At 69.0% G+C, this 19,062-nt stretch carries 18 protein-coding genes; 8 read left to right on the top strand and 10 right to left on the bottom strand.

Translation table 11 applies throughout. From position 1 onward, the window contains the following. Positions 1-9 precede the first annotated feature (9 nt). From LTT66_RS27930 to LTT66_RS27915, 4 genes are read right to left on the bottom strand one after another with little or no spacing between them, the layout of a single operon-like run. Positions 10-1,047: an MlaD family protein gene (locus LTT66_RS27930; protein ID WP_233061489.1), complete on the bottom strand. Its 1,038-nt coding sequence runs from the start codon at positions 1,045-1,047 to the stop codon at positions 10-12. Further along, on the bottom strand, positions 1,044-2,312 hold the full coding sequence (locus LTT66_RS27925; protein ID WP_233061487.1) for an MlaD family protein: 1,269 nt from the start codon (positions 2,310-2,312) through the stop codon (positions 1,044-1,046). Before LTT66_RS27925 ends, LTT66_RS27930 begins: the two co-directional genes overlap by 4 nt. Beyond that, positions 2,309-3,163, bottom strand: a complete 855-nt coding sequence (locus LTT66_RS27920) for an ABC transporter permease (RefSeq protein WP_233061485.1) — start codon at positions 3,161-3,163, stop codon at positions 2,309-2,311. The genes LTT66_RS27925 and LTT66_RS27920 overlap by 4 nt, the downstream gene beginning before the upstream one ends. Continuing rightward, complete coding sequence (locus LTT66_RS27915) at positions 3,163-4,059, bottom strand: MlaE family ABC transporter permease (RefSeq protein ID WP_233061484.1); 897 nt, start codon at positions 4,057-4,059, stop codon at positions 3,163-3,165. The genes LTT66_RS27920 and LTT66_RS27915 overlap by 1 nt, the downstream gene beginning before the upstream one ends. A 735-nt stretch (positions 4,060-4,794) precedes the next feature. Between LTT66_RS27915 and LTT66_RS27910 the strand changes: the two genes are divergently transcribed. Next, entirely contained in the window at positions 4,795-5,403 is a 609-nt protein-coding gene (locus LTT66_RS27910) for a TetR/AcrR family transcriptional regulator (protein WP_043691356.1), read from the top strand. Between the two features lie 21 nt (positions 5,404-5,424). Here LTT66_RS27910 and LTT66_RS27905 read toward each other — a convergent pair whose 3' ends face one another. Both LTT66_RS27905 and LTT66_RS27900 read right to left on the bottom strand, forming a co-directional pair. Next, positions 5,425-5,934 (bottom strand): hypothetical protein, encoded by a 510-nt coding sequence (locus LTT66_RS27905; RefSeq protein WP_233069422.1) that lies wholly within the window; start codon positions 5,932-5,934, stop codon positions 5,425-5,427. Between the two features lie 428 nt (positions 5,935-6,362). Then, positions 6,363-7,079, bottom strand: coding sequence for an enoyl-CoA hydratase/isomerase family protein (locus LTT66_RS27900; RefSeq protein ID WP_233069421.1), 717 nt, complete (start codon positions 7,077-7,079; stop codon positions 6,363-6,365). 93 nt (positions 7,080-7,172) lie between these two features. On the opposite strand from LTT66_RS27900, the gene LTT66_RS27895 reads away from it, so the two are divergent. From LTT66_RS27895 to LTT66_RS27875, 5 genes are all read left to right on the top strand, one after another. After that, positions 7,173-8,738: an AMP-binding protein gene (locus tag LTT66_RS27895; protein WP_233061482.1), complete on the top strand. Its 1,566-nt coding sequence runs from the start codon at positions 7,173-7,175 to the stop codon at positions 8,736-8,738. A gap of 38 nt (positions 8,739-8,776) precedes the next feature. Next, positions 8,777-9,973 carry an amidohydrolase family protein gene (locus LTT66_RS27890; RefSeq protein ID WP_233061480.1) on the top strand — a complete coding sequence of 399 codons (1,197 nt, stop codon included), beginning with the start codon at positions 8,777-8,779 and terminating at the stop codon, positions 9,971-9,973. Beyond that, on the top strand, positions 9,970-11,397 hold the full coding sequence (locus LTT66_RS27885; protein WP_233061479.1) for a FadD3 family acyl-CoA ligase: 1,428 nt from the start codon (positions 9,970-9,972) through the stop codon (positions 11,395-11,397). Before LTT66_RS27890 ends, LTT66_RS27885 begins: the two co-directional genes overlap by 4 nt. A gap of 66 nt (positions 11,398-11,463) precedes the next feature. Continuing rightward, positions 11,464-11,916, top strand: coding sequence for a MaoC family dehydratase (locus tag LTT66_RS27880; protein WP_233061477.1), 453 nt, complete (start codon positions 11,464-11,466; stop codon positions 11,914-11,916). 7 nt (positions 11,917-11,923) lie between these two features. Beyond that, positions 11,924-13,300 carry an amidohydrolase family protein gene (locus LTT66_RS27875; protein WP_233061475.1) on the top strand — a complete coding sequence of 459 codons (1,377 nt, stop codon included), beginning with the start codon at positions 11,924-11,926 and terminating at the stop codon, positions 13,298-13,300. On the opposite strand, the gene LTT66_RS27870 is transcribed toward LTT66_RS27875, so the two are convergent. Further along, a complete protein-coding gene (locus tag LTT66_RS27870) occupies positions 13,297-13,548 on the bottom strand; it encodes a hypothetical protein (RefSeq protein ID WP_233061474.1) in 252 nt (83 codons plus the stop codon). The genes LTT66_RS27875 and LTT66_RS27870 overlap by 4 nt on opposite strands. Positions 13,549-13,850: 302 nt before the next feature. Further along, the gene (locus LTT66_RS27865; RefSeq protein ID WP_233061472.1) at positions 13,851-14,726 is read right to left on the bottom strand and encodes a radical SAM protein; all 876 of its coding nucleotides are present in this window, start codon (positions 14,724-14,726) and stop codon (positions 13,851-13,853) included. Between the two features lie 361 nt (positions 14,727-15,087). On the opposite strand from LTT66_RS27865, the gene LTT66_RS27860 reads away from it, so the two are divergent. Both LTT66_RS27860 and LTT66_RS27855 read left to right on the top strand, forming a co-directional pair. After that, complete coding sequence (locus LTT66_RS27860; protein ID WP_233061471.1) at positions 15,088-16,344, top strand: amidohydrolase family protein; 1,257 nt, start codon at positions 15,088-15,090, stop codon at positions 16,342-16,344. Between the two features lie 9 nt (positions 16,345-16,353). Continuing rightward, positions 16,354-16,650: a DUF4286 family protein gene (locus LTT66_RS27855; RefSeq protein ID WP_233061469.1), complete on the top strand. Its 297-nt coding sequence runs from the start codon at positions 16,354-16,356 to the stop codon at positions 16,648-16,650. A gap of 70 nt (positions 16,651-16,720) precedes the next feature. On the opposite strand, the gene LTT66_RS27850 is transcribed toward LTT66_RS27855, so the two are convergent. Next, positions 16,721-17,878, bottom strand: a complete 1,158-nt coding sequence (locus tag LTT66_RS27850) for a thiolase C-terminal domain-containing protein (protein WP_233061467.1) — start codon at positions 17,876-17,878, stop codon at positions 16,721-16,723. Next, entirely contained in the window at positions 17,875-19,053 is a 1,179-nt protein-coding gene (locus LTT66_RS27845; RefSeq protein ID WP_233061465.1) for an OB-fold domain-containing protein, read from the bottom strand. Before LTT66_RS27845 ends, LTT66_RS27850 begins: the two co-directional genes overlap by 4 nt. Between the last annotated feature and the right edge of the window lie 9 nt (positions 19,054-19,062).

The raw sequence follows: 19,062 nt of genomic DNA, 5'->3' as shown, positions 1-19,062 counted from the left end.
GTCTCATACTCACCTGCAGATCGGTGATTGCTGGGGCTTCCCGGTGGCCGACGCCAGCCCCACCACGGTGGGCACGAGCGTCGTCAGGCTGGGAAACAGGTCGACGCCGAAATTGCACAGGTAGGTGCCGAGGTAGGCGCCTTCCTGACTCACCCTGGCCAGGCCCTTCATCAGGGCGGGCAGGTTGAATCCGAGGTAGGCGAAGTTCTCCTTGTTCGCCATGAAGTGCCGGGTGAAACCCGGTTCGCGGGTCAGCATTTCGTCGAGTTCGGGTTGCACGCCCGCGACCGTGGCCGCCATCCGGTCGGTCACCGTCGCGGCGGTGGACAGCGTGCCGAGCAGCTCGTCGCGGTGCTGTGCGAGCCCGTCGATGATCGAGCGGGACCGCGTGATGAGCGAGCTGACTTCACCGCTGTGCACCGCCAGATCGCCCACGACCCGATTCAGGTTGGTGATGACCGAGCCGAGCACCTGATCCGGTCCGGCCAGCGATTGGGCCAGGGTCGACACCTGCTGGATCAGCAGCACCACCGAGGTGTTGTCTCCCTGCAACGCCTTGATCAGGGCACCGGTCACGTTGTCGACCTGTTTCGGGTCGAGCCCGCCGAACAGCGGCTCGAATCCGTTGAGCAGCGCGGAGATGTCGAACGAGGGCTCGGTGCGCTCGAGCCGGATCTCCCCGCCCGGACGCAGCGGAGACGGATCACCGAAATCGGCCGGTGACAGACCGAGGTACCGCTGGCCGATGACGTTCTGATAGGTGATCGACGCCTTCGTGTTGCCGGATAACTTCTGGGCGTCCTCGACCCGGAACCGCACCCGGGCGCGCGTGCCGTCCAGCTCGATCTTGTCGACGCGGCCCACCCGGACTCCGGCCATGCGCACGTCGTCGCCGACCCGCAATCCGCTGACATCGCTGAACACCGCCGAATAGGGGTGGGTTCCGCCGTTGACCCCGCGGTCCAGTGTCACGAAGGTGACCCAGAGCAGGCCGACAGCGACGGCGACGAACAGGCTCACCCCGATCAGGGAACGGCGATAACTCATCGAGCGCCTCCAGGGAAGGGACCGTCGCCCAGCAGGGGCGCGAGAGTCGACTCCGCGCCGTTGGCCTCTCCGCTCAGTACGCGGCGGATCAGCTCTTGCAGATCCGCGGGCAGGACGGGCGCCGGTGGATAGGTCCGCGGGTCCATCGTGGGCGGCAGTTCCTGGGTGGGGACGGCGGTCGGCGCCGTGCTGCAGTTGGGCGCGGCCAGCTCGCCGTAACGTACGCAATCCGCCCTGGTGTACAGCGTGTGCGGGGTGAAGCGGAACTGGAACTTGCCGCGCCCGCGCGGGCTGTCCTGGTTCCAGAACTCGGTGAACCACTGGTCGGACAGTTTCTTGATCCGGACGACGATCGGACCGAACGCCGGTGAGCCCTCGGCGAACACGTCGAGGACCGGGCCCATCTGGTTCGCCACGGTGACGATCTGGTCCGTGCGCCGGTCCAGCGTGTCGCCGACGGTGGACAGGGTCGTACCACCGGCCGACAGGAGGCCGACGAGTTGCTGGTTGTGCTCGGCGAAGGTCCGCATGGGTGTGACCGCGTGGTGCAGCGCGTCGAGCAGGTCGGGTGCGGAGGCGTTCAGTCCGCGCACGGCGTCGGCCATCAGGGTCAGTGTGGGCGGCCCGCCATCCGGGGTGAGCAGCGCGTCGAACTCCTTGGTGATGCGCTCGAGCCGGGCGCCCGCCGCGACGATGTCGGCGCCACGACGGTCGGTCGCCGTCGCGACCGCGGCGAGCACACCCACCGTGTTGCTCGCGCCGATCCGTGCCGCGCCGGCGATGATCTCGCGCAGTTTGGTGAGGGCGGTCTGCAGTTGCACGGTCGAAAGACTGCGGTCCTGGCGGATCTCGGCGTGCGCGGGCAGCGCGGCGCCGGGACCGTTGTCCACCAATTGCACCGACGACACGGCGAAGACGTTGCTCGGGACGACCCGCGCGGTCACCGTCCGCGGAATCCGCGCCGCCGACGACGGATCCAGCAGCAGCCGCACCCGGTTGGGGCCGCTGCCGGCGGCCGGTGCGACCTCGGCCACGGTGCCGACCAGCATCCCGCGGAACTTCACGTCCGACCGGGCGGGCAGTCCGTCGCCGAGCTGCTCCAGCAGGGCGGTCACCTCCACCTTGTCGTCGAAGCGGCCGGTGGACTTCATCAGCAGCACCGACACGACCGCCACGGTGACAACGACGAGAACCAGTCCGCGTAAGAGCAGCGCGACCGCCGAGGGGCCACGCCCGTCTTTCTCGAACAGGATCGACATGGTCATCCTCCGAGCCTCGCGCTGGCGCCGATGCCCCAGAGCGCAACGGTGAGCAGCAGATTGACGACGATCATCAACGAAATCGCCGCTCGCATCGCCCGTCCGGCGGCGATACCGACCCCTTGCGGGCCACCGGCGGCGTAGAAGCCGTAGTAGCACTGGACGGTCGAGGTGAGGACGACGAAGACGACCGCTTTGATCAGCGAGTAGACGATGTCCGGCCCGTTGAGCACCAGTTGGAAGTAGTGCTCGTAGGTTCCCGCCGACAGCCCGCCGGACAGCCCGACCACCACCCGCACCGCGAGATAGTTCACCGCCAGGCACACCACGTAGAGCGGAATCATCGCCAGCACCGAGGCCAGGATCCGGGTGCTGACCAGGTACGGGATGGAGCGGATACCCATCGACTCCATCGCCTCGATCTCCTCGGCGATGCCCATGGCGCCCAGCTGTGCGGTGAAACGGCAGCCCGCCTGCGCCGCGAACGCCAGCGAGGCCATGATCGGAGCGAGCTCGCGGGTGGAGGCGGTCGAGGCGATCAACCCGACCGTCGGCTCCATTCCGAGCAGATGCAAGGCGTTGTAGCCTTCCAGGCCCACGATCGCCCCGCCCGCGGCGCCCAGCACGATGATGACGCCCGCGGTCCCGCCGCCGACGACGATCGACCCGTTGCCCCACGTGACGTCGGACAGGATGCGCACGAACTCGTTTCGGTAGTGGCGCAGCATCACCGGTATCGAGAACAGGGCGCGCAGGAAGAACGTCATCATGTGCCCGAGGCGCATGATCGCCGTCCCCAGCAGGGTGACGCTCTGTAGTGCCAGGCGCGTCCCCGGCGGGCGGTAGGGCGCGGCCATCACAACCCCTGCCTGGGGAACAGGATCATCGACAGTTGCGTGACCGCCACGTTCACGGTCATCAACAGCAGGATCGACGCGACGACGGTCGAGTTGACCGAGTTCGCCACGCCCGCGGGACCGCCTTTGGTCGACAATCCCTTCTCGCACGCCACGACGGCCACGACGGCGCCGTACACGACGGCCTTGAACAGGGTCAGCACCAGGTCGCTCACCGTCGCGAACGACGCGAAGGTGGTGACGAAACTTCCGGGCGCACCGCTCTGGACGAAGACGTTGAACAGGTAGCCGGCCAGGAAGCCGACGAAGCAGACGACACCGGTCAGCGAGACGCCCACCACCACCGCGGCGGCCAGGCGCGGTACGACCAGTCGCCGCACCACCGAAACCCCCATGACCTCCATCGCGTCCAGCTCGTCCCGGATCTTCCTGGAGCCGAGGTCCGCGCAGATGGCCGAACCGACGGCCGCGGCCATGAGGAGCGCGGCCACCATCGGCGCTCCCTGCCGGATGACCGCCAACCCGCTCGCGGCGCCCGCCAGCGAGGTGGCGCCGACCTGCCCGGCCAGCAGGCCGAACTGGATGGACAGCGTCACCCCGATCGGCAACGACACGAAGATCGTCGGCAACACGGCCGCCGAGGCCATGAAGGCGGCCTGCCTGACGAACTCCGCGAACGCGAAACGCCCGGTCAGGACGTCCACGCACAAGTACTGCAGTGCGCGCACGCCCAGAACGAACTGGCCGCCAACGGTTTCCAGGGCGGTGATCGGATGCCTGCGCAGATAGCCGCGAAACCACGCCGTGATCGCCCGAGTCGCCCACCTCTCCGGCGGCGCGTCACCGCCGGAGCCGCGCGTGTCCGCACGCGCGTCGGCTTCTCGGGGAATAATCATCGCTCTCGAAACTCTCCAGGTCCGGCTTCCATCGCCCGCACACGGAAACAATTTGAAACAGTCTTGTTCCATGCGACGGCCGCACTGTTGTACAAGGAATTAGCCGGACATTCGAACGGTCCAGTGACTGCCGCGCTTCCGGAGGGTAGGAAATTCGCGCCCGAGACGTCGGCCCACCTGCCCGACTCGAATCTCGCCCCGAGTGCTCGCCCCGGCAACGAAGCGTCACATCGCTATTCTGCGGGCAGGCACATCACGAGTCAATAGCGTTCACGGAAAAAGCTGCGCGTGATTTCGCCGGACAGAAGTGAATAGTATTCGACAACAACATGAAAGCACAAATGGAGTGGCAGGCAATTTCCTGCCACTCGAACAGCCGACGTCAGCGTCGACCGAACGACTCGTTACCCCGAACCGAGGAGTCGTTATTTCGGCGACCGAGCCGCCGTGCGAAAAATAGCGCGCGCACCACGAAACAGGTGCCGCGGATTGCGCGCCGTATCACCGTGAGCCCGCACAGGCCTCCTGACTACCTGATGTTCACGTGTCGGATACCGCGCGGCATCGGTGCACAGCGACCGGATCGACCGGCCGGGCACCAGATGCCGAGCGGATGCTCAGCAAGATGCTGTGCACATGCATAGCATGTGCCGGGACAACGCGTCAATAGAACCGGTGTCCGGTACTACGATACGAATTGATCCCACGACCAGTTTTCTCGAAGGAGGACGGCGGATGCCATCGCCCCGCAGGATCGGAGCCCCTGACGCCAGAAATCGCGGCGTCCTGCTCGACGCCGCTGAACAGCTTTTGCTGGAGGAGGGCTGGGCAGCGGTGACTTCCCGCCGCGTGGCCGACCGCGCCGGACTCAAACCGCAGCTCGTGCATTACTACTTCCGCTCCATGGACGAACTGCTGCTGGAAATCTTCCAGCGCCGCGCCGAGCAAGGGCTCGAACTCCAGGCCGAGATGATGAAAACCAACAAGCCACTGCGCGCCCTCTGGGATTTCAGTACCGATCCGGCGGCAGTGCGCTTCACCATGGAATTCGTCGGACTGTCCAATCATCGGCCAGCCATACGGGAGGCGGTGGCCGACTACGCGGAGCGATTCCGCACCATCCAGACGGACGTACTGCAGAGAATTCTGAACGAATACGAATTCGACACCACGCGATTTCCACCCGCCGCGATGGCGGTGCTGATGACCAGCGTCTCCCGAGTGGTCGTGCTGGAGCGGGCGCTGGGCATGTCCGGCGGGCACGCCGAAGCCTTCGAGTTGGTCGAGCGAGAGATCGAGAAGCTCGAAGGCGAACGCGGCGACGCCGGACCGGCCCCGGCCTGACGGCGGCGCGATCGGCCGCCGTCAGGCCGGAACGAGATCCACCTCGCACCGGTAGGTCGACGGCCGACGTTCTCCGGTCCGGAACACCTCGCTCGATCCCACCACCTCGGCGGGCAGCCCCGCCGCGGTGAGGGCACACGACTTGAAAGCCCGTGCCGCCACGCTCATTCGATGCCGCGCAGGGCCGACGCGCTGCTCCAGTTCGGCGGGCAGGTCCGCACCCCACACGGCGACCTCGGTCAGGCCGCGGTCTAGGCACTCGAGCACGCCGTCGCGCACCCGGGCGTCGGACCGGTAGGTCTGCGCGGCCACGGCGACGGCCATCGGCCAGGTGTCGTGCAGCGGGGTGGCCAGCGACTGCTCCAGGTCGAGCACCGTGGCGCCGAGGATCCGCAGCGGACGCACATCGGCGTGGTCGGAGACCAGCACTGTCACCTCCCACCCCGCGGTGGTCCGGTCGAACAGCCAGCCGCCTGCGTGGCGGATCACCTCGGTCGCACTCGGCGCCACCACCGCCAAGCGGTAGCGCAGGGGGTGCCGTCGCGCGTGGGCTCGCCAGCGCGACACGGAGTGGAGTTCCCGAAAACCTCGGTCAACGGAATCGACGGATCGTCTGGCCATGGTTACTCATCCCGCTATCGAACGTGCAGTTCCGGGCAGGCCCGACCGCGGGCCCGGCACCGGGCGCCGCTGGCCGCGCCGACACTGGAATCGGCGAAACCATCGCCTCGACGGCGGCCGCACGCCGAGCCGAGAGGTCGATCCGGGGAGCGAACGGTGCGCCAGGGCTGATGACGGACCATCGCTTCGCCCCACCGGGAACCTACCGATCACACCGTAAGTTGGTTCTCGCAATTGTGATACCTACCTTACAAATATGCAGTATGTGATCTACATCACCCTTCATGCAGCCCGCACTCCGTCCAGCCGTGCCACTCAACGGCTGCGACTGCACCAAATCACTTGGCCCGGTTCATCACTCGATCCGCCGCGCGCCAGTGCTCGTCGGCCACCCAGAGCCGGGCGAACGCCGCGACGGCCTCTTCCGGAGGCACACCGCCGACCACCCGCTTGATGGCGGCGGCAGACGAGTTCGCCAGCGACCGCGCCACGGCCCGCCAGCCCTTGTCGAATTCGGCGCGCGGCAGCACCTGGTCGACCAACCCGACCCGCTCGGCGGACGCGGCGTCGAGGACGACCCCCGAGCCCGCCAGCATCAGCGCCCGGCCCGGGCCGACCAGCCGGGCGAGCCGCTCGGCGCCACCCCATGCCGGCATGATCGCCAGCGACACCTGATTGAACCCGATCTTGATGTCGTCGGCCGCGATCCGGATGTCCGCGGCCACCGCCACCTCCGCGCCACCGCCGAGGGCGTGCCCGTTGAGCGCGGCGACCACCGGGCCGGGGAACGCGGCGAGCTGGTCGCAGATGCCGCGCATCCGCCGGGCCATGGCCGCCGCCTGCTCCTCGGTCCGCAGCGCGGCGAGTTCCTTCAGGTCCCCGCCGGAAACGAAGGCACGGTCCCCCGCCCCGGTGATGACCAGGGCCCTGGCTCCGGAGGCGGCATCGATCGCCTTCTCCAGTTCGTCCATCGTGCCCGGGGCGATGGCGTTGCGGGCGTGCGGGCGATTGATCGTGACGACCGCCAATCCCGCGTCCAGCTCGAGCTCGACCATGTCTTGTTCTCCCATGAGGAAATGTGATTCTCTGTTTAAGAGAACAGTATACGTATCTCGCGCGGCGCACCGCCACGGGATGGGAGTTCGACGATGCGCAAGATCCCCCTCGACCTGGTCCACCGCTACCAGGAGGAGGGTTGGTGGACCTCGGAGACGATCGGCGACCTCCTGGCCGGCGGACTGGCCGCAGCGCCGGATACCGCCTTCCGCGTGCACTCCGCGGCGCGCCCGTGGTCGGGCACTTTCGGTGAGGTCGAGAACGTCGCCCGCAGGTTGGCCGCCGGATTGCGCCGACGCGGGGTGGGCCCGGGCGACGCGGTCGCCTTGCAGCTGCCGAACTGGATGGAGGCCGCGGCGGTGTTCTGGGCGTCGGCCTTCCTCGGGACGACGGTGGTGCCGATCGTGCACTTCTACGGCCGCAGGGAGGTCGCCCACATCCTGGCGGCGGTCCGCCCGAAGGTGTTCGTGACGACCGATCGGTTCGGCAACGCCGAGTTCGCCCCCGACCTGCGCGAAGCCGTCCCGATCGTCGGCGTCGTCGGCAACGATTTCGAGGACCTGCTCGATCGGGAACCCATGCCGGGGACCCTTGCCGTCGATCCCACCGGCCCCGCGCTGATCGCGTTCACCTCCGGCACCACCCGTGCCCCGAAAGGCGTGGTGCACAGCCACCAGACGCTCGGCCACGAGACCCGGCAACTCGCCGGCATGTACCCGGCCGATCGAGGAGACCAGCTGACCGGCGCGCCGATCGGTCACTTCATCGGCATGGTGAACGCCTTCCTGATCCCGGTGCTCGACCGGATGCCGATCAACCTCCTCGACGTCTGGGATCCGGGCAAGGTGCTCGAGTTGATGCTCTCCGAACGGCTCACCGTGGGCGGCGGCGTGCCCTATTACGTCACCAGCCTGCTCGACCATCCGGACTACACCCCCGAGCACCTGCCTCACCTGCGCTACGCGGGTCTGGGTGGCGCGGCCGTGCCCGCCGTGGTCACCACCCGGCTGGCCGGGGTCGGCATCACCGTGTACCGCTCCTACGGCAGTACCGAGCACCCCTCGATCACCGGATCGCACCACACCGCACCGGAGGCCAAGCGGCTGTTCACCGACGGCGCCGCGCTCCCCGGCGTGGAATTGCGATTGGGCGAGGACGGCGAAATCCTCAGCCGCGGACCGGATCTGTGTCTCGGCTACACCGATCCCGAACTCACCGCGGCCGCCTTCGACGACGACGGCTGGTACCACACCGGCGACATCGGCGTGGTGGACGCGGACGGTTACCTGACGATCACCGACCGCAAGTCCGACATGATCATCCGCGGCGGCGAGAACATCAGCGCGCTGGAAGTCGAGGAGGTGCTGCTGACCCTGCCCGGCGTGACCGAGGCGGTGGCCGTCGCAGTGCCCGATGCCCGGCTCGGCGAGCGCACCGCCGCGGTGCTGCGGCTGCAGCAGGGCCGAGCCGCGCCGAGCCTGGACGAGTTACGCGCACACTTCGCCACCGCCGGACTGGCCAAGCAGAAATGGCCGGAGGAAGTGCACGTCGTCGCGGACTTCCCCCGGACAGCCAGCGGCAAGATCCGCAAGTTCGTGGTCCGCGAGGAGCTCGCGGCCACGCGCGCCGTCGCCCAGAGCGTTGCGGTACAACCCTGAAGAGAATAACATTCTCATTATTCGCCAAGGAGGATTCCATGACCAAAGTCGAGCTGCCCTATCAGCTCTTCGACGCCGACAACCACCTGTACGAGACCAAGGACGCGCTCACCAAGTACCTGCCCAAGGAGTACGCGGGGACCATCCAGTACGTCGAGATCAACGGGCGTACCAAGATCGCGGTGCTCGGCCAGATCAGCGAGTACATCCCCAACCCCACCTTCGACGTCGTGGCCCGGCCCGGCGCCATGGAGGAGTACTTCAAGCACGGCAATCCCGAGGGCAAGAGCAGGCGCGAGATCTTCGGTGAGCCGATGCGCGCCATCCAGGCCTTCCGCGACCCGGTGGAACGCCTGAAGGTCATGGACGAGCTGCAGCTGCAGCGCGCGCTGATGTTCCCGACCCTGGCCAGCCTGGTCGAGGAGCGCATGCGCAACCATCCCGAGCTGATCCACGCGGTGATCCACTCGCTGAACCAGTGGATGCTCGAGACCTGGGGCCAGGACGGCAATTTCGTGCACTCCGACCGGATCTTCACCGTCCCGGTGGTCACCCTGCCGATCGTCGAGAAGGCGATCGAAGAGCTGAACTGGTGCGTCGTCGAGCACGGCGCCAAGGCGATCCTGGTGCGCCCGGCTCCGGTGCCCGGCTTCAAGGGCATGCGCTCGTTCGCACTGCCGGAGTTCGATCCGTTCTGGCAGCGGGTCGTCGAGCTCGACGTGCTGGTCACCATGCACTCCTCGGACAGCGGCTACTCGCGCTTCGACGCCGAATGGGAGGGCAGCTCGCTCGAGATGCTGCCGTTCAAGACAAACACCTTCGCGATGACCAACCAGTGGCGTCCGGTCACCGACGCGGTGGCGTCCTGGGTCTGCCACGGCGCGCTCAACCGCTTCCCGGAGCTGAAGATCGCCGTCATCGAGAACGGCTCCGCCTGGCTGGAGCCGCTGCTGCAGCAGCTGTCCGACGTCTACAAGAAGGCGCCGGAGGGCTTCGGCTTCCGCGACCCGATCGAGGCCATCAAGCAGAGCCTGTACGTCAGCCCGTTCTGGGAAGAGGATCTGGCACGGCTGTCCAGCGTCATCGGCGCCGATCACGTGCTGTTCGGCTCCGACTGGCCGCATCCGGAGGGCCTGGCCGAGCCGGCGCGCTACATCCACGAGATCAAGGACATGCCGCTGGAGAACCAGGCCAAGATCATGGGCGGAAACCTGGCGCGGCTGCTGAAAGTATGACGTGGCAGACCATCCCGGAGATGGTCCTGACGACGGCAGACCGCTTCGGTGATGCCGAAGCGGTCGTCGACGGGGACCTGCGGTGGAGCTTCGCTGAACTCGCGGACCGGGTCCGCCGGGCCGCGGGGGCGTTCGCCGCGGCGGGAATCGAGCGGGGTGACCGGGCGGCGATCTGGGCGCCGAATTCGGCCGAATGGATCGTCGCGGCATTCGGCCTGCTCACCGCGGGCGGCGTGCTGGTGCCGGTGAACACCCGGTTCAAGGCGGAGGAAGCCGGCGACGTCATCCGCCGCAGCGGCGCCAAAGCGGTGCTCGTCCAGCAGGGCTTCCTCGGCGTCGACTACACCGGCGCCGCCGAGGTGCCCGTGATCGATCTGAAGTCGGATTTCCTGGACAGCGGCGCGCCGTTCGAGCGGAGCGTGGCGGGCACCGACATCGCCGACATCGTCTACACCTCCGGCACCACCGGGCGTCCCAAGGGCGTGATGATGAACCACGCGCAGACGCTGCGGCTCTACGCGGAGTGGTGCGATCTGGCGGATCTGCGGGAGGGCGACCGCTACCTGATCGTCAACCCGTTCTTCCACACCTTCGGATACAAAGCGGGTCTCGTCGCGTCGCTCATCCGTGGCGCGACGATCCTCCCGGTGCCGGTGTTCGAGGTCGATCGGGTGCTGGAACTGGTGGCGCGGGAGCGGATCACGATGCTGCCCGGCCCGCCCACCCTTTATCACTCGCTGCTGGAGGCCGCGGGCGAGCACGATCTGTCGTCGTTGCGAGCCGCGGTCACCGGAGCCGCCGACATCCCCGTCGAACTCATCCGCCGGGTGCGCGAGGAACTTCCGTTCCAGTCGATCATGACCGGATACGGATTGACCGAGGCGGGCACCGCCACCGCGTCGCGGCCCGGGGACACCTTCGAGCAGATCGCGACGACCGTCGGACAGGCTTGCGACGGTGTCGAGATCCGCATCGCCGAGGACGGTGAGGTTCTCGTCCGCGGCTACAGCGTGATGCAGGGCTACCTGGACGACCCGCGGGCGACGGCCGAGGCGATCGACGCCGACGGCTGGCTGCACACCGGCGATCTCGGCAGTCTCGATTCCGACGGCAGGCTGCGCATCATCGGCCGCAAGAAGGACATGTTCATCGTCGGTGGGTTCAACGCCTATCCGGCCGAGATCGAGGGGTTTCTGCTGGAACATCCCGCGATCGCGCAGGCCGCCGTCATCGGTGTCCCGGACGAACGGCTCGGACAGGTCGGCCGGGCCTTCGTGGTGACCAAGAGCCCGGTCACCGAGGACGAGCTGATCGCCTGGAGCCGGGAACGGATGGCGGGCTATAAGGTTCCGCGCTCGGTGTGCTTTCTGCGGGCACTGCCGCTGAACGCGACCGGCAAGGTGATGAAGGACCACCTGCGGTAGCGGCGGCGGGGCCGAGGATTCACACGCCGGATATCGTGCTCACGTCGATCTTCGAAGGGATGCCGCATGACCGAGTTCCATGATTTCGACGCTTTGCGCGCCGCGGTGGGCACCGTGCTCGGGCCCGGCGAGTGGATCGAGATCGACCAGCGGCGCATCGATCTGTTCGCCGAGGCGACTGGCGACCACCAATGGATTCACGTCGATCCGGACCGCGCCGCCGACGGCCCGTACGGGGCCACCATCGCGCACGGGTTCCTCACCCTCGCGCTGCTCGCCCCGATCAGTCAGCAGCTGATGACCGTGCGGTCGGCCCGGATGGCGATCAACTACGGGCTGAACAAGGTGCGCTTCATCAGTCCCGTCCTGGTCGGCAGCCGGGTACGCGGCACCGTCACCCTCACCGCCGTCACCGATGTGCCCGGCGGAATCCAGGCCGAACGCACCGTGACGATCACCGCCGAGGGCGCGGACAAGCCGGCCTGCGTCGCCGAGCACGTGGTCAGGTACCTGGCCTGAGCGGCGCATGCTGATTCGCAACGCCTCGTTGCCCGGTAGCCCGCACACCGATGTGCGCTGGCGCGGCGGGCGCATCGTCGAGTGCGCCACGGGGTTGCGTCCGCTGCCCGGCGAGGACGACCTGGATGCCCGCGGCGGATGGCTGCTGCCCGGACTGCACGACCACCACGTGCATCTGCGGGCGCTCGCCGCCCAGGCCGGGTCGGTGCCGGTCGGGCCGCCCGGAGTGCGGGACGCCACCGAGTTCGCCGCGGCGCTGCGCCGGGCGGACGCCGAACTGCCGGCAGGACAGTGGATTCGCGGCGTCGGCTACCACGAAAGTGTCGCGGGTCCACTCGACCGCACTGTGCTCGACCACCTGGTCCCGGATCGTCCGGTGCGGATCCAGCACCGGTCCGGTGCGCTGTGGGTGCTGAACTCCCGCGGCTGCCAGGAGACGGGGGCGAATGCCTGCGCGCTTGCAGGCGTGGAGCGCGATACGCACGGTGCGGCGAACGGGCGCTTGTGGCGGTTGGACTCCTGGCTCGGCACCCGAGTGCGGGCCACCACGGCGGATCCGGCGCTGATCAGCGCTCGGGCCGCGGCGGCAGGCGTCACCGGATACACCGACGCCACGCCGGGATTGTCCCAGGACGACGTCCACGCCCTCGGCGAGGCGGTGGCAGCCGGGACGATCCGGCAGCGGGTGCACTGCATGGCGCCGCCCGGCGTAACCGATCCAGGGCAGCCGCGATTCTCGCTGGGGCCGACCAAAATCCTGCTCGACGACACCACGCTTCCCCCGCTGCCGGAATTCGTCGCACTCGTCCGGGCAGCACATCTGGCGGCCAGACCCGTCGCGGTGCACTGCGTGACCCGGGTGCAGCTGATCCTGACCATCGCGGCCATCGAAGAGGCCGGTGTGCTGGCCGGTGACCGGATCGAGCACGGCGCGATGGTGCCGGCCGACAGCATGGAATGGTTGCGCCGCAACGGTATTCCGGTGATCACCCAACCGCATTTCCCGGTGGAGCGGGCCGAGCAGTACGCCCGCGAGGTGGCGGCCGAAGACCGGTGCGACCTGTGGCGGCTCGGCTCCCTGCAGGCCGCCGGAGTCGGTGTCGCGGCGGGAACCGACGCTCCGTTCGGCGACCCGGACCCGTGGCGGGTGGTGCGCGCGGCCATCGAGCGCGAGCCGGGCCCGGAGCGGTTATCGCTGGCTGCCGCACTCGCCTTGTTCGCCGGACACCCCGCCCGGCCGACCGTGCCACGCGGCATCGCCGCCGGGGAGGCCGCCGACCTGACCCTGCTCCGCGTGCCGCCGCAGGAGGTCACCGTCCCGGACCGGGACCTCGTCGCGGCCACGATCGTGGACGGCGCCCCTGTGCATGTGGCGATCGGCTAGTCCGCACGGCTCAGCAGTACCGGGGTCAACGTGCCGATCCCGCGGATGTCCGCCGATCCCGAGGGGGTGAGCCGGAATTCGGGATGCCCGTCCAGCTCCGCGGCCATTGCCGGCGCGATCAGAGCGGTGTCCGGCCGCGCCAGGGCGGTGCGGCGGCCGGCCAGGAGCCATTGCGCCTCCGGTAGCCGTCGTGCGAGCGCGGAGGCGGTGACGATCGTCTCGGGCGCCCGGTGCATCTGCCCGGCCACGATATCTCCACCTGCAGCCGGGCCAGCCGGCCGATGGCACGGGCCAGCACGCCGCTCAGGTGCAGCGCCTCGGCCTCGTTCACCATCCTCACGTCCACATAGCCGGTGAGCAGGCGCACGAGGTCTGCGTCGGAGGCGCTGAAGTCCACGGCCCCTTCCTCCGCGGTCGAGTAGCCGAGCGCGCGCCAGTAGCGCCGCGCCCGCCCCCGCGGCGTTCGCCGCCTCGTCCGCGGTGAAGCAGCGGGTCTCTCCGAACCCCAGCGCCGAAGGCGAACGCGGGGGCCGGGATTCCGGCGAGCGCGTCACGCCGGTGGGCGCTCGGTGGGCACCGGCGTGACGCGCTCGGCCGCCGAGGTCAGCCGGTCGCGCCAGATGGCGCCGAATCCGCCCGGAGCGCGGACGTTCCCGGCCGGAAGCTCGGCGTGGCCGGTGCACGCGTAGACCTCGCCGATCGCGTCGATGCGGCCCACCACCGTTGCGACGCCGCCAGGGCAGACCGAAGGCTCGGCACGCACCTGCTCGGCACGCTCACGCAACCATTCCTGGAGCCCGCGCTGTTGCTCGGCCGTCGGGTTCGAGTCCGGATCCCACCTTGCGTGCCACGGGCGGGTCAGTCGCAGTCGCGCACCGAAGATCGCCGCGATGGTCTCGAAGGCGTCCAGGCGCGCCACAGTGTGCCTGGTCACGGTGACCGAGAGCTCGAAGTCGTAGACACCGCTGGAGGACAGCAGTTCCATGGCGCGCACCGCCGCGCGGTAGGACCCCGCGCCGCGCACCGCGTCGTCGGCCGCCGCGGTGGCGCCGTCCAAACGGATCCTCACCCGGATCGAGCCGTCGCGTGCGATCCGCCGCGCCGCGTCCGGGGTGATGCGGATTCCGTCCGTGGTGAAGTCGACACCGATTCCCCGCGCGCTCGCGTAGGCGGCGATCTCCCAGAAGTCGTCCCGTGCGGTGGGTTCGCCGCCGCCGATCTCGACGGCCGATACGCGTATCGACTCGAACTCGTCGATCAGCGCAAGGCACTCCGACGCGCCGAGTTCGCGCGGGTCGCGCGGGAACCCGCCGGTCCGGCCGCGCTCGCCGGGCAGATCGCGGCCACCGGTCAGCTCCCAGGCGAAGCGGATGCCAGGCGCAGGTCCGCGCCGCGCGTCCTCGACCAGGGGTTGCGGCGCGCTCATGCCGACATCCCGTGCCGACGGTTCCCGGATGCTGCCCGCCCGGCTGGCGCAAGCGGCTCCCGTGGTGCCGCTGCTGTGCGATGGTGGTCGTTCATTCAGGACCTCCTGATATTGCGGGTCCATGGGCCGTTCACATTCGGAAATGTCATTCTCCTTTTAGAATAGTTCCATTTTTGCACCGCAACAAGGCTCACGGGCCGCGGAGACCGCGCGCTGCCGCACCGATCGAGTGTCGACCCGTCCCCGCCGTAGGTGTATCGTCTATTGCAGCTATGAGAGTGACATTCTCTTCAATGAAGATTTGCCGTCTCAGACCGCACGGGCGCAGACCCGGCGCAGCGCACGAACAGCGAGGAGTCACGTGAACATCGACGACATGATCCTGGTGAGCATCGACGACCATGTGGTCGAGCCGCTCGACATGTTCGACGGCCACGTTCCGAAGAAGTGGGCCGATCTCGCACCGAAGGTCGTCGCGGACGACAAGGGCGTCGACCAGTGGGTGTACCGGGACCGGCCCACCGGTGTGGCCGGTCTCAACGCCGTCGTCACCTGGCCCGCCGAGGAATGGGGCAGGGACCCGGCCGGATACGCCGAGATGCGGCCCGCGGTCTACGACGTGCACGACCGCGTCCGCGACATGGACGCCAACGGCGTGCTCGCCTCCATGTGCTTCCCCACGTTCACCGGCTTCAGCGCGGGCCACCTCAGCCGCGGCGGCCGAGACGAGATCACCGTCGCGATGATCTCGGCGTACAACGACTGGCACATCGAGGACTGGGCAGGCGCCTACCCGGGCCGGTTCATTCCGATCGGAATCCTGCCGATGTGGGATCCGGCGCTGGCGGTCGCCGAGATCGAGCGACTGGCGGCCAGGGGCTGCCACTCGGTGACGATGCCGGAACTGCCGCACATCGACGGCCTGCCCAGCTACCACGATCTCGACTACTGGGCGCCGGTCTTCCAGGCCCTCTCGGACAACGAGACGGTGATGAACCTGCATATCGGCCAAGGCTTCGGTGTGCTGCGGCTGGCGCCGGACGCGCCGATCGACAACCTGATGGTGCTGGCACCGAGCATCTCGCTGATCGCGGCCCAGGATCTGTTGTGGGGTCCCGCGTTCCGCAGGTACCCGAAACTGAAGGTCGCGCTGTCGGAGGGCGGCGTCGGCTGGATCCCGTTCTTCCTGGACCGCTCCGACCGGCACTACACCAATCAGCGCTGGCTGCGCCGCGACTTCGGCGGCAAGCTGCCCAGCGAGGTCTTCCGCGAGCACGTGCTCGCCTGCTACGTCACCGACAAGACCGCGCTGAAGTTCCGCCACGACATCGGCATCGACAACATCGCGTGGGAATGCGACTACCCGCACTCGGACTCGATCTGGCCCGATGCCCCCGAGTTCGTGCTCGGGGAACTGCAGGCCGCCGGGGCCGACGACACCGACATCCACAAGATCACCTGGGAGAACGCCACCCGCCACTTCAATTGGGACCCGTTCGCGCACATCCCGAAGGAGCAGGCGACCGTGGGAGCGCTGCGGGCGAACGCGACCGACGTCGACACCTCGACCAGGTCGCGCAAGGACTACGCGGCGGCCTACGCCCTGCGCGCGAGCTGAGGCGGCGGAGTGCGGCTGCTGATCTTCTCCACTCCGCGTGACGGAATGGACGCCGAATACAACGAGTGGTACGCCGGGACGCACATCCCCGAGATGCTCGCCGTTCCCGGCGTCCTGTCGTGCGCCCGCCACCGATTGGTCCGTGGCGGCGAAGGAGAGGCGCGCTACCTCGCGGTGTACGACATCGACGACGACGTCCGCACCGTGCTCGCGGAACTCGGCGCCCGGGCCGCCGACGGACGCATGGCGGTCACCCCGGCCGCCGACCCGGCCCGGACCAGGATCACCGTCTGGGAACCGATCTGAGCGACGACAGCCCCGGTGCGCGACGGCCGAGACCGTTACGCAGCGGGGCTGTCCGCTGCCGGGGCGCGCCTCAGCGCGGCCCTTCGAGAATCGTCACCGCCGACACCGCGGTGGGCCCGCCGAGGTTGTGCGCCAACCCGATTCGCGCGCCGTCCACCTGGTTGACGGCGTGACCGCGCAGCTGCTCGAACAGCTCCACGCACTGCGCGACGCCGGTCGCGCCCGGTGGATGCCCCTTGGTCTTCAGCCCGCCACTGGGATTGACCGGCAACACGCCCCCGACCGCGGTGGCCGCGGCCTCGACCAGCTTGTGCGCCTCGAAGCGCTCGGCGAAACCGAGGTCCTCATAACTGATCAGCTCGATGCCGGTGAAGAAATCGTGCACCTCGGCGACGTCGACGTCGGCCGGGCCCAGCCCCGCCATCGCGAACGCCGCGCGCGCCGCGCGCACCGTCGCGGGGAAGGTGGTCAGGTCCCGCTTGTGCTGGTGCATCACCGAATCCAAGCCGAGACCGACGCCGCGGATCCACACCGGGCTGTCGGTGTAGCGGTCCACCATGTCCTCGGCGGCGAGGATAAGGGCCGCCGCGCCGTCGCTCTGCGGGACGCAGTCGTACACACCGAACGGGTCGGCCACGATCGGCGCGGCCAGCGCCTGCTCCATCGTGATCTCGAACCGCAACCGCGCCTTGGGGTTGCGCGCGCCGTGCCGATGGTTCTTCACCGCCACCATCGCCAGGTGCTCCCGCGTCGCCGACGACTCGTACAGATACCGGTTGACGTGCAACGCGAAACCGGCGGGCGCGAACAGGCCGAGCTGGTAGTCCCAGGCGTTGTCCCTGGTCAGCGTCTCCCACGCGCGGAGCAGATCCTTCTGCGCCGTCTCGCGCAGCTTGTCCGCACCGATCACGAGCGCGACGTCGACCGCGCCGGAGGAGATGGCGAACAGCGCGTTGCGGACCGCGTCGTTGCCGGTGGCGCAGGAGTTGTCGATGTGCGTCACGGGCAGGTCCGGTAGATCGAGCGCGTCGGCCAGCACGCCGGCCGGGAAACCGCCGGTGGTGCCCATGGCGCCGAACCAGGCGGCCTGCAGGTCGGCCGTGCGCAGGCCCTTGTCGACCGAGGCCGCGCAGTCGGCGAACGCCATGAGCAGCAGGTCCTGGATGCCGAGTGCGAAGTGTTCGGCGAAGGGCGTCATCCCCGCGCCGACAATGGCCACTTTCCTCATGCCGCCTCCGGTTCCGGTTCGAACGCGTATCCGTAGTCGGGCACGCCGGAGCGCACCGCCACCCGGCGCAGCACCATGCGCCCGCGGTCGCCGATGGTCACCGTGCCCGGGTCGGCGCCGGTGACCTTGGCCAGCGCGCGGACCCCGACGTCGTCGAGTTCCACGATCACCAGCGAGTACGGGCTCTTCAGACCCGGCACCGGGATCCGCACGGTGGTCTCGGCGTAGACGCTGCCGGTCCGCGGCAGCGGCACCAGCGTGTAAGCGGTGCTCAGGGTGCCGTCCGGGCCCACCCGGTAGCGGGGCGGGAAGTCCAGCTCCGCGCTGTCGCCGTGCCTGCCCGCCTCCCAGCGGACCTTGGCCTCGAACGCGCGCTCGTACGCCGCCAGGGAGATCGGCAGGTCCGCGCCGGGCAGGGACACGACTTCCGGAAGCGCTCGCGCGGGCGGTTCGTTGCGCCGCACCCGTGCCGCGCCCGGGACCACCATGATCCCGGACAGGTTGGCCTGTTCCACTCCCACCAGCAACCCGGCCCCGCCCCAGTCGGCCATCGCCGCGAGTGCGAAAAGCCCGGCGCTGGCGCCCAGCGTCGGCAGTTGCGGCGGCGCGGCCAGGCACAGCGCCGCGGCCTGCTTGTAGTCGACGCCGGCCACCGCGACCGGGGTGTCCAGCCAAGCCGCCGAGAGCGAGGCGACCAGGCCCCGTTCGTGCAGCAGCCGGGGATCGCCGTAGTCGTGTACCGCGCCGAGCGCGTTGCGGGTGCGCACCGGCAGGCTGCGCGTGACCCGCGCCGCGGTGCGCACCTGCAGGCCGTCGCGGTCGGAGACCCAGGCCGCCGCCGCACCCGCCGGTTCGAGGTCGACACCGATCACCAAGGTGCGCGGGCGGGCCGAGCTCAGGGCGTCCAGCGCTGCCGGTGCGCCGCCGAGCCGCTCGATGACCTCGAGTTCGGGATCCAGGCCGAGACCGGCCAGCAGCACCGCGGCGTTGCTGCCCTCCACCAGCGGCAGGTCCCGGCTGACCAGCACCACCCGTTCCACCGGCTCGCCGAAGGCGACAGCCGAACGCCCCGCCTCCACCGCCAAGGTGACGGCGTCTTCGTCGTCACCGGGGATCCGGCTGCGCTGGCTACCCCAGCAAGGCAGATACGTGCCCAGCGATGCGACGTACGGCATCGGTCCCTC

The organism is Nocardia gipuzkoensis (genome assembly GCF_021183645.1).
Classification (GTDB): domain Bacteria; phylum Actinomycetota; class Actinomycetes; order Mycobacteriales; family Mycobacteriaceae; genus Nocardia; species Nocardia abscessus.
Note: the sequence above shows the minus strand (reverse complement) of the source record. Positions and strands in the feature narration are given on the sequence as shown.

What these genes read in the sequence shown, in the direction of transcription:
- LTT66_RS27900 (WP_233069421.1), bottom strand. Translation starts at nt 7,079, where the DNA reads ATGGTCGAGCTCGAGCTGGACGCGGGATTGGCGGTCGTCACGATCAAT.
- LTT66_RS27930 (WP_233061489.1), bottom strand. Translation starts at nt 1,047, where the DNA reads ATGAGTTATCGCCGTTCCCTGATCGGGGTGAGCCTGTTCGTCGCCGTC.
- LTT66_RS27915 (WP_233061484.1), bottom strand. Translation starts at nt 4,059, where the DNA reads ATGATTATTCCCCGAGAAGCCGACGCGCGTGCGGACACGCGCGGCTCC.
- LTT66_RS27880 (WP_233061477.1), top strand. Translation starts at nt 11,464, where the DNA reads ATGACCGAGTTCCATGATTTCGACGCTTTGCGCGCCGCGGTGGGCACC.
- LTT66_RS27890 (WP_233061480.1), top strand. Translation starts at nt 8,777, where the DNA reads ATGACCAAAGTCGAGCTGCCCTATCAGCTCTTCGACGCCGACAACCAC.
- LTT66_RS27920 (WP_233061485.1), bottom strand. Translation starts at nt 3,163, where the DNA reads ATGGCCGCGCCCTACCGCCCGCCGGGGACGCGCCTGGCACTACAGAGC.
- LTT66_RS27885 (WP_233061479.1), top strand. Translation starts at nt 9,970, where the DNA reads ATGACGTGGCAGACCATCCCGGAGATGGTCCTGACGACGGCAGACCGC.
- LTT66_RS27895 (WP_233061482.1), top strand. Translation starts at nt 7,173, where the DNA reads ATGCGCAAGATCCCCCTCGACCTGGTCCACCGCTACCAGGAGGAGGGT.
- LTT66_RS27845 (WP_233061465.1), bottom strand. Translation starts at nt 19,053, where the DNA reads ATGCCGTACGTCGCATCGCTGGGCACGTATCTGCCTTGCTGGGGTAGC.
- LTT66_RS27865 (WP_233061472.1), bottom strand. Translation starts at nt 14,726, where the DNA reads ATGAGCGCGCCGCAACCCCTGGTCGAGGACGCGCGGCGCGGACCTGCG.
- LTT66_RS27875 (WP_233061475.1), top strand. Translation starts at nt 11,924, where the DNA reads ATGCTGATTCGCAACGCCTCGTTGCCCGGTAGCCCGCACACCGATGTG.
- LTT66_RS27925 (WP_233061487.1), bottom strand. Translation starts at nt 2,312, where the DNA reads ATGACCATGTCGATCCTGTTCGAGAAAGACGGGCGTGGCCCCTCGGCG.
- LTT66_RS27850 (WP_233061467.1), bottom strand. Translation starts at nt 17,878, where the DNA reads ATGAGGAAAGTGGCCATTGTCGGCGCGGGGATGACGCCCTTCGCCGAA.
- LTT66_RS27910 (WP_043691356.1), top strand. Translation starts at nt 4,795, where the DNA reads ATGCCATCGCCCCGCAGGATCGGAGCCCCTGACGCCAGAAATCGCGGC.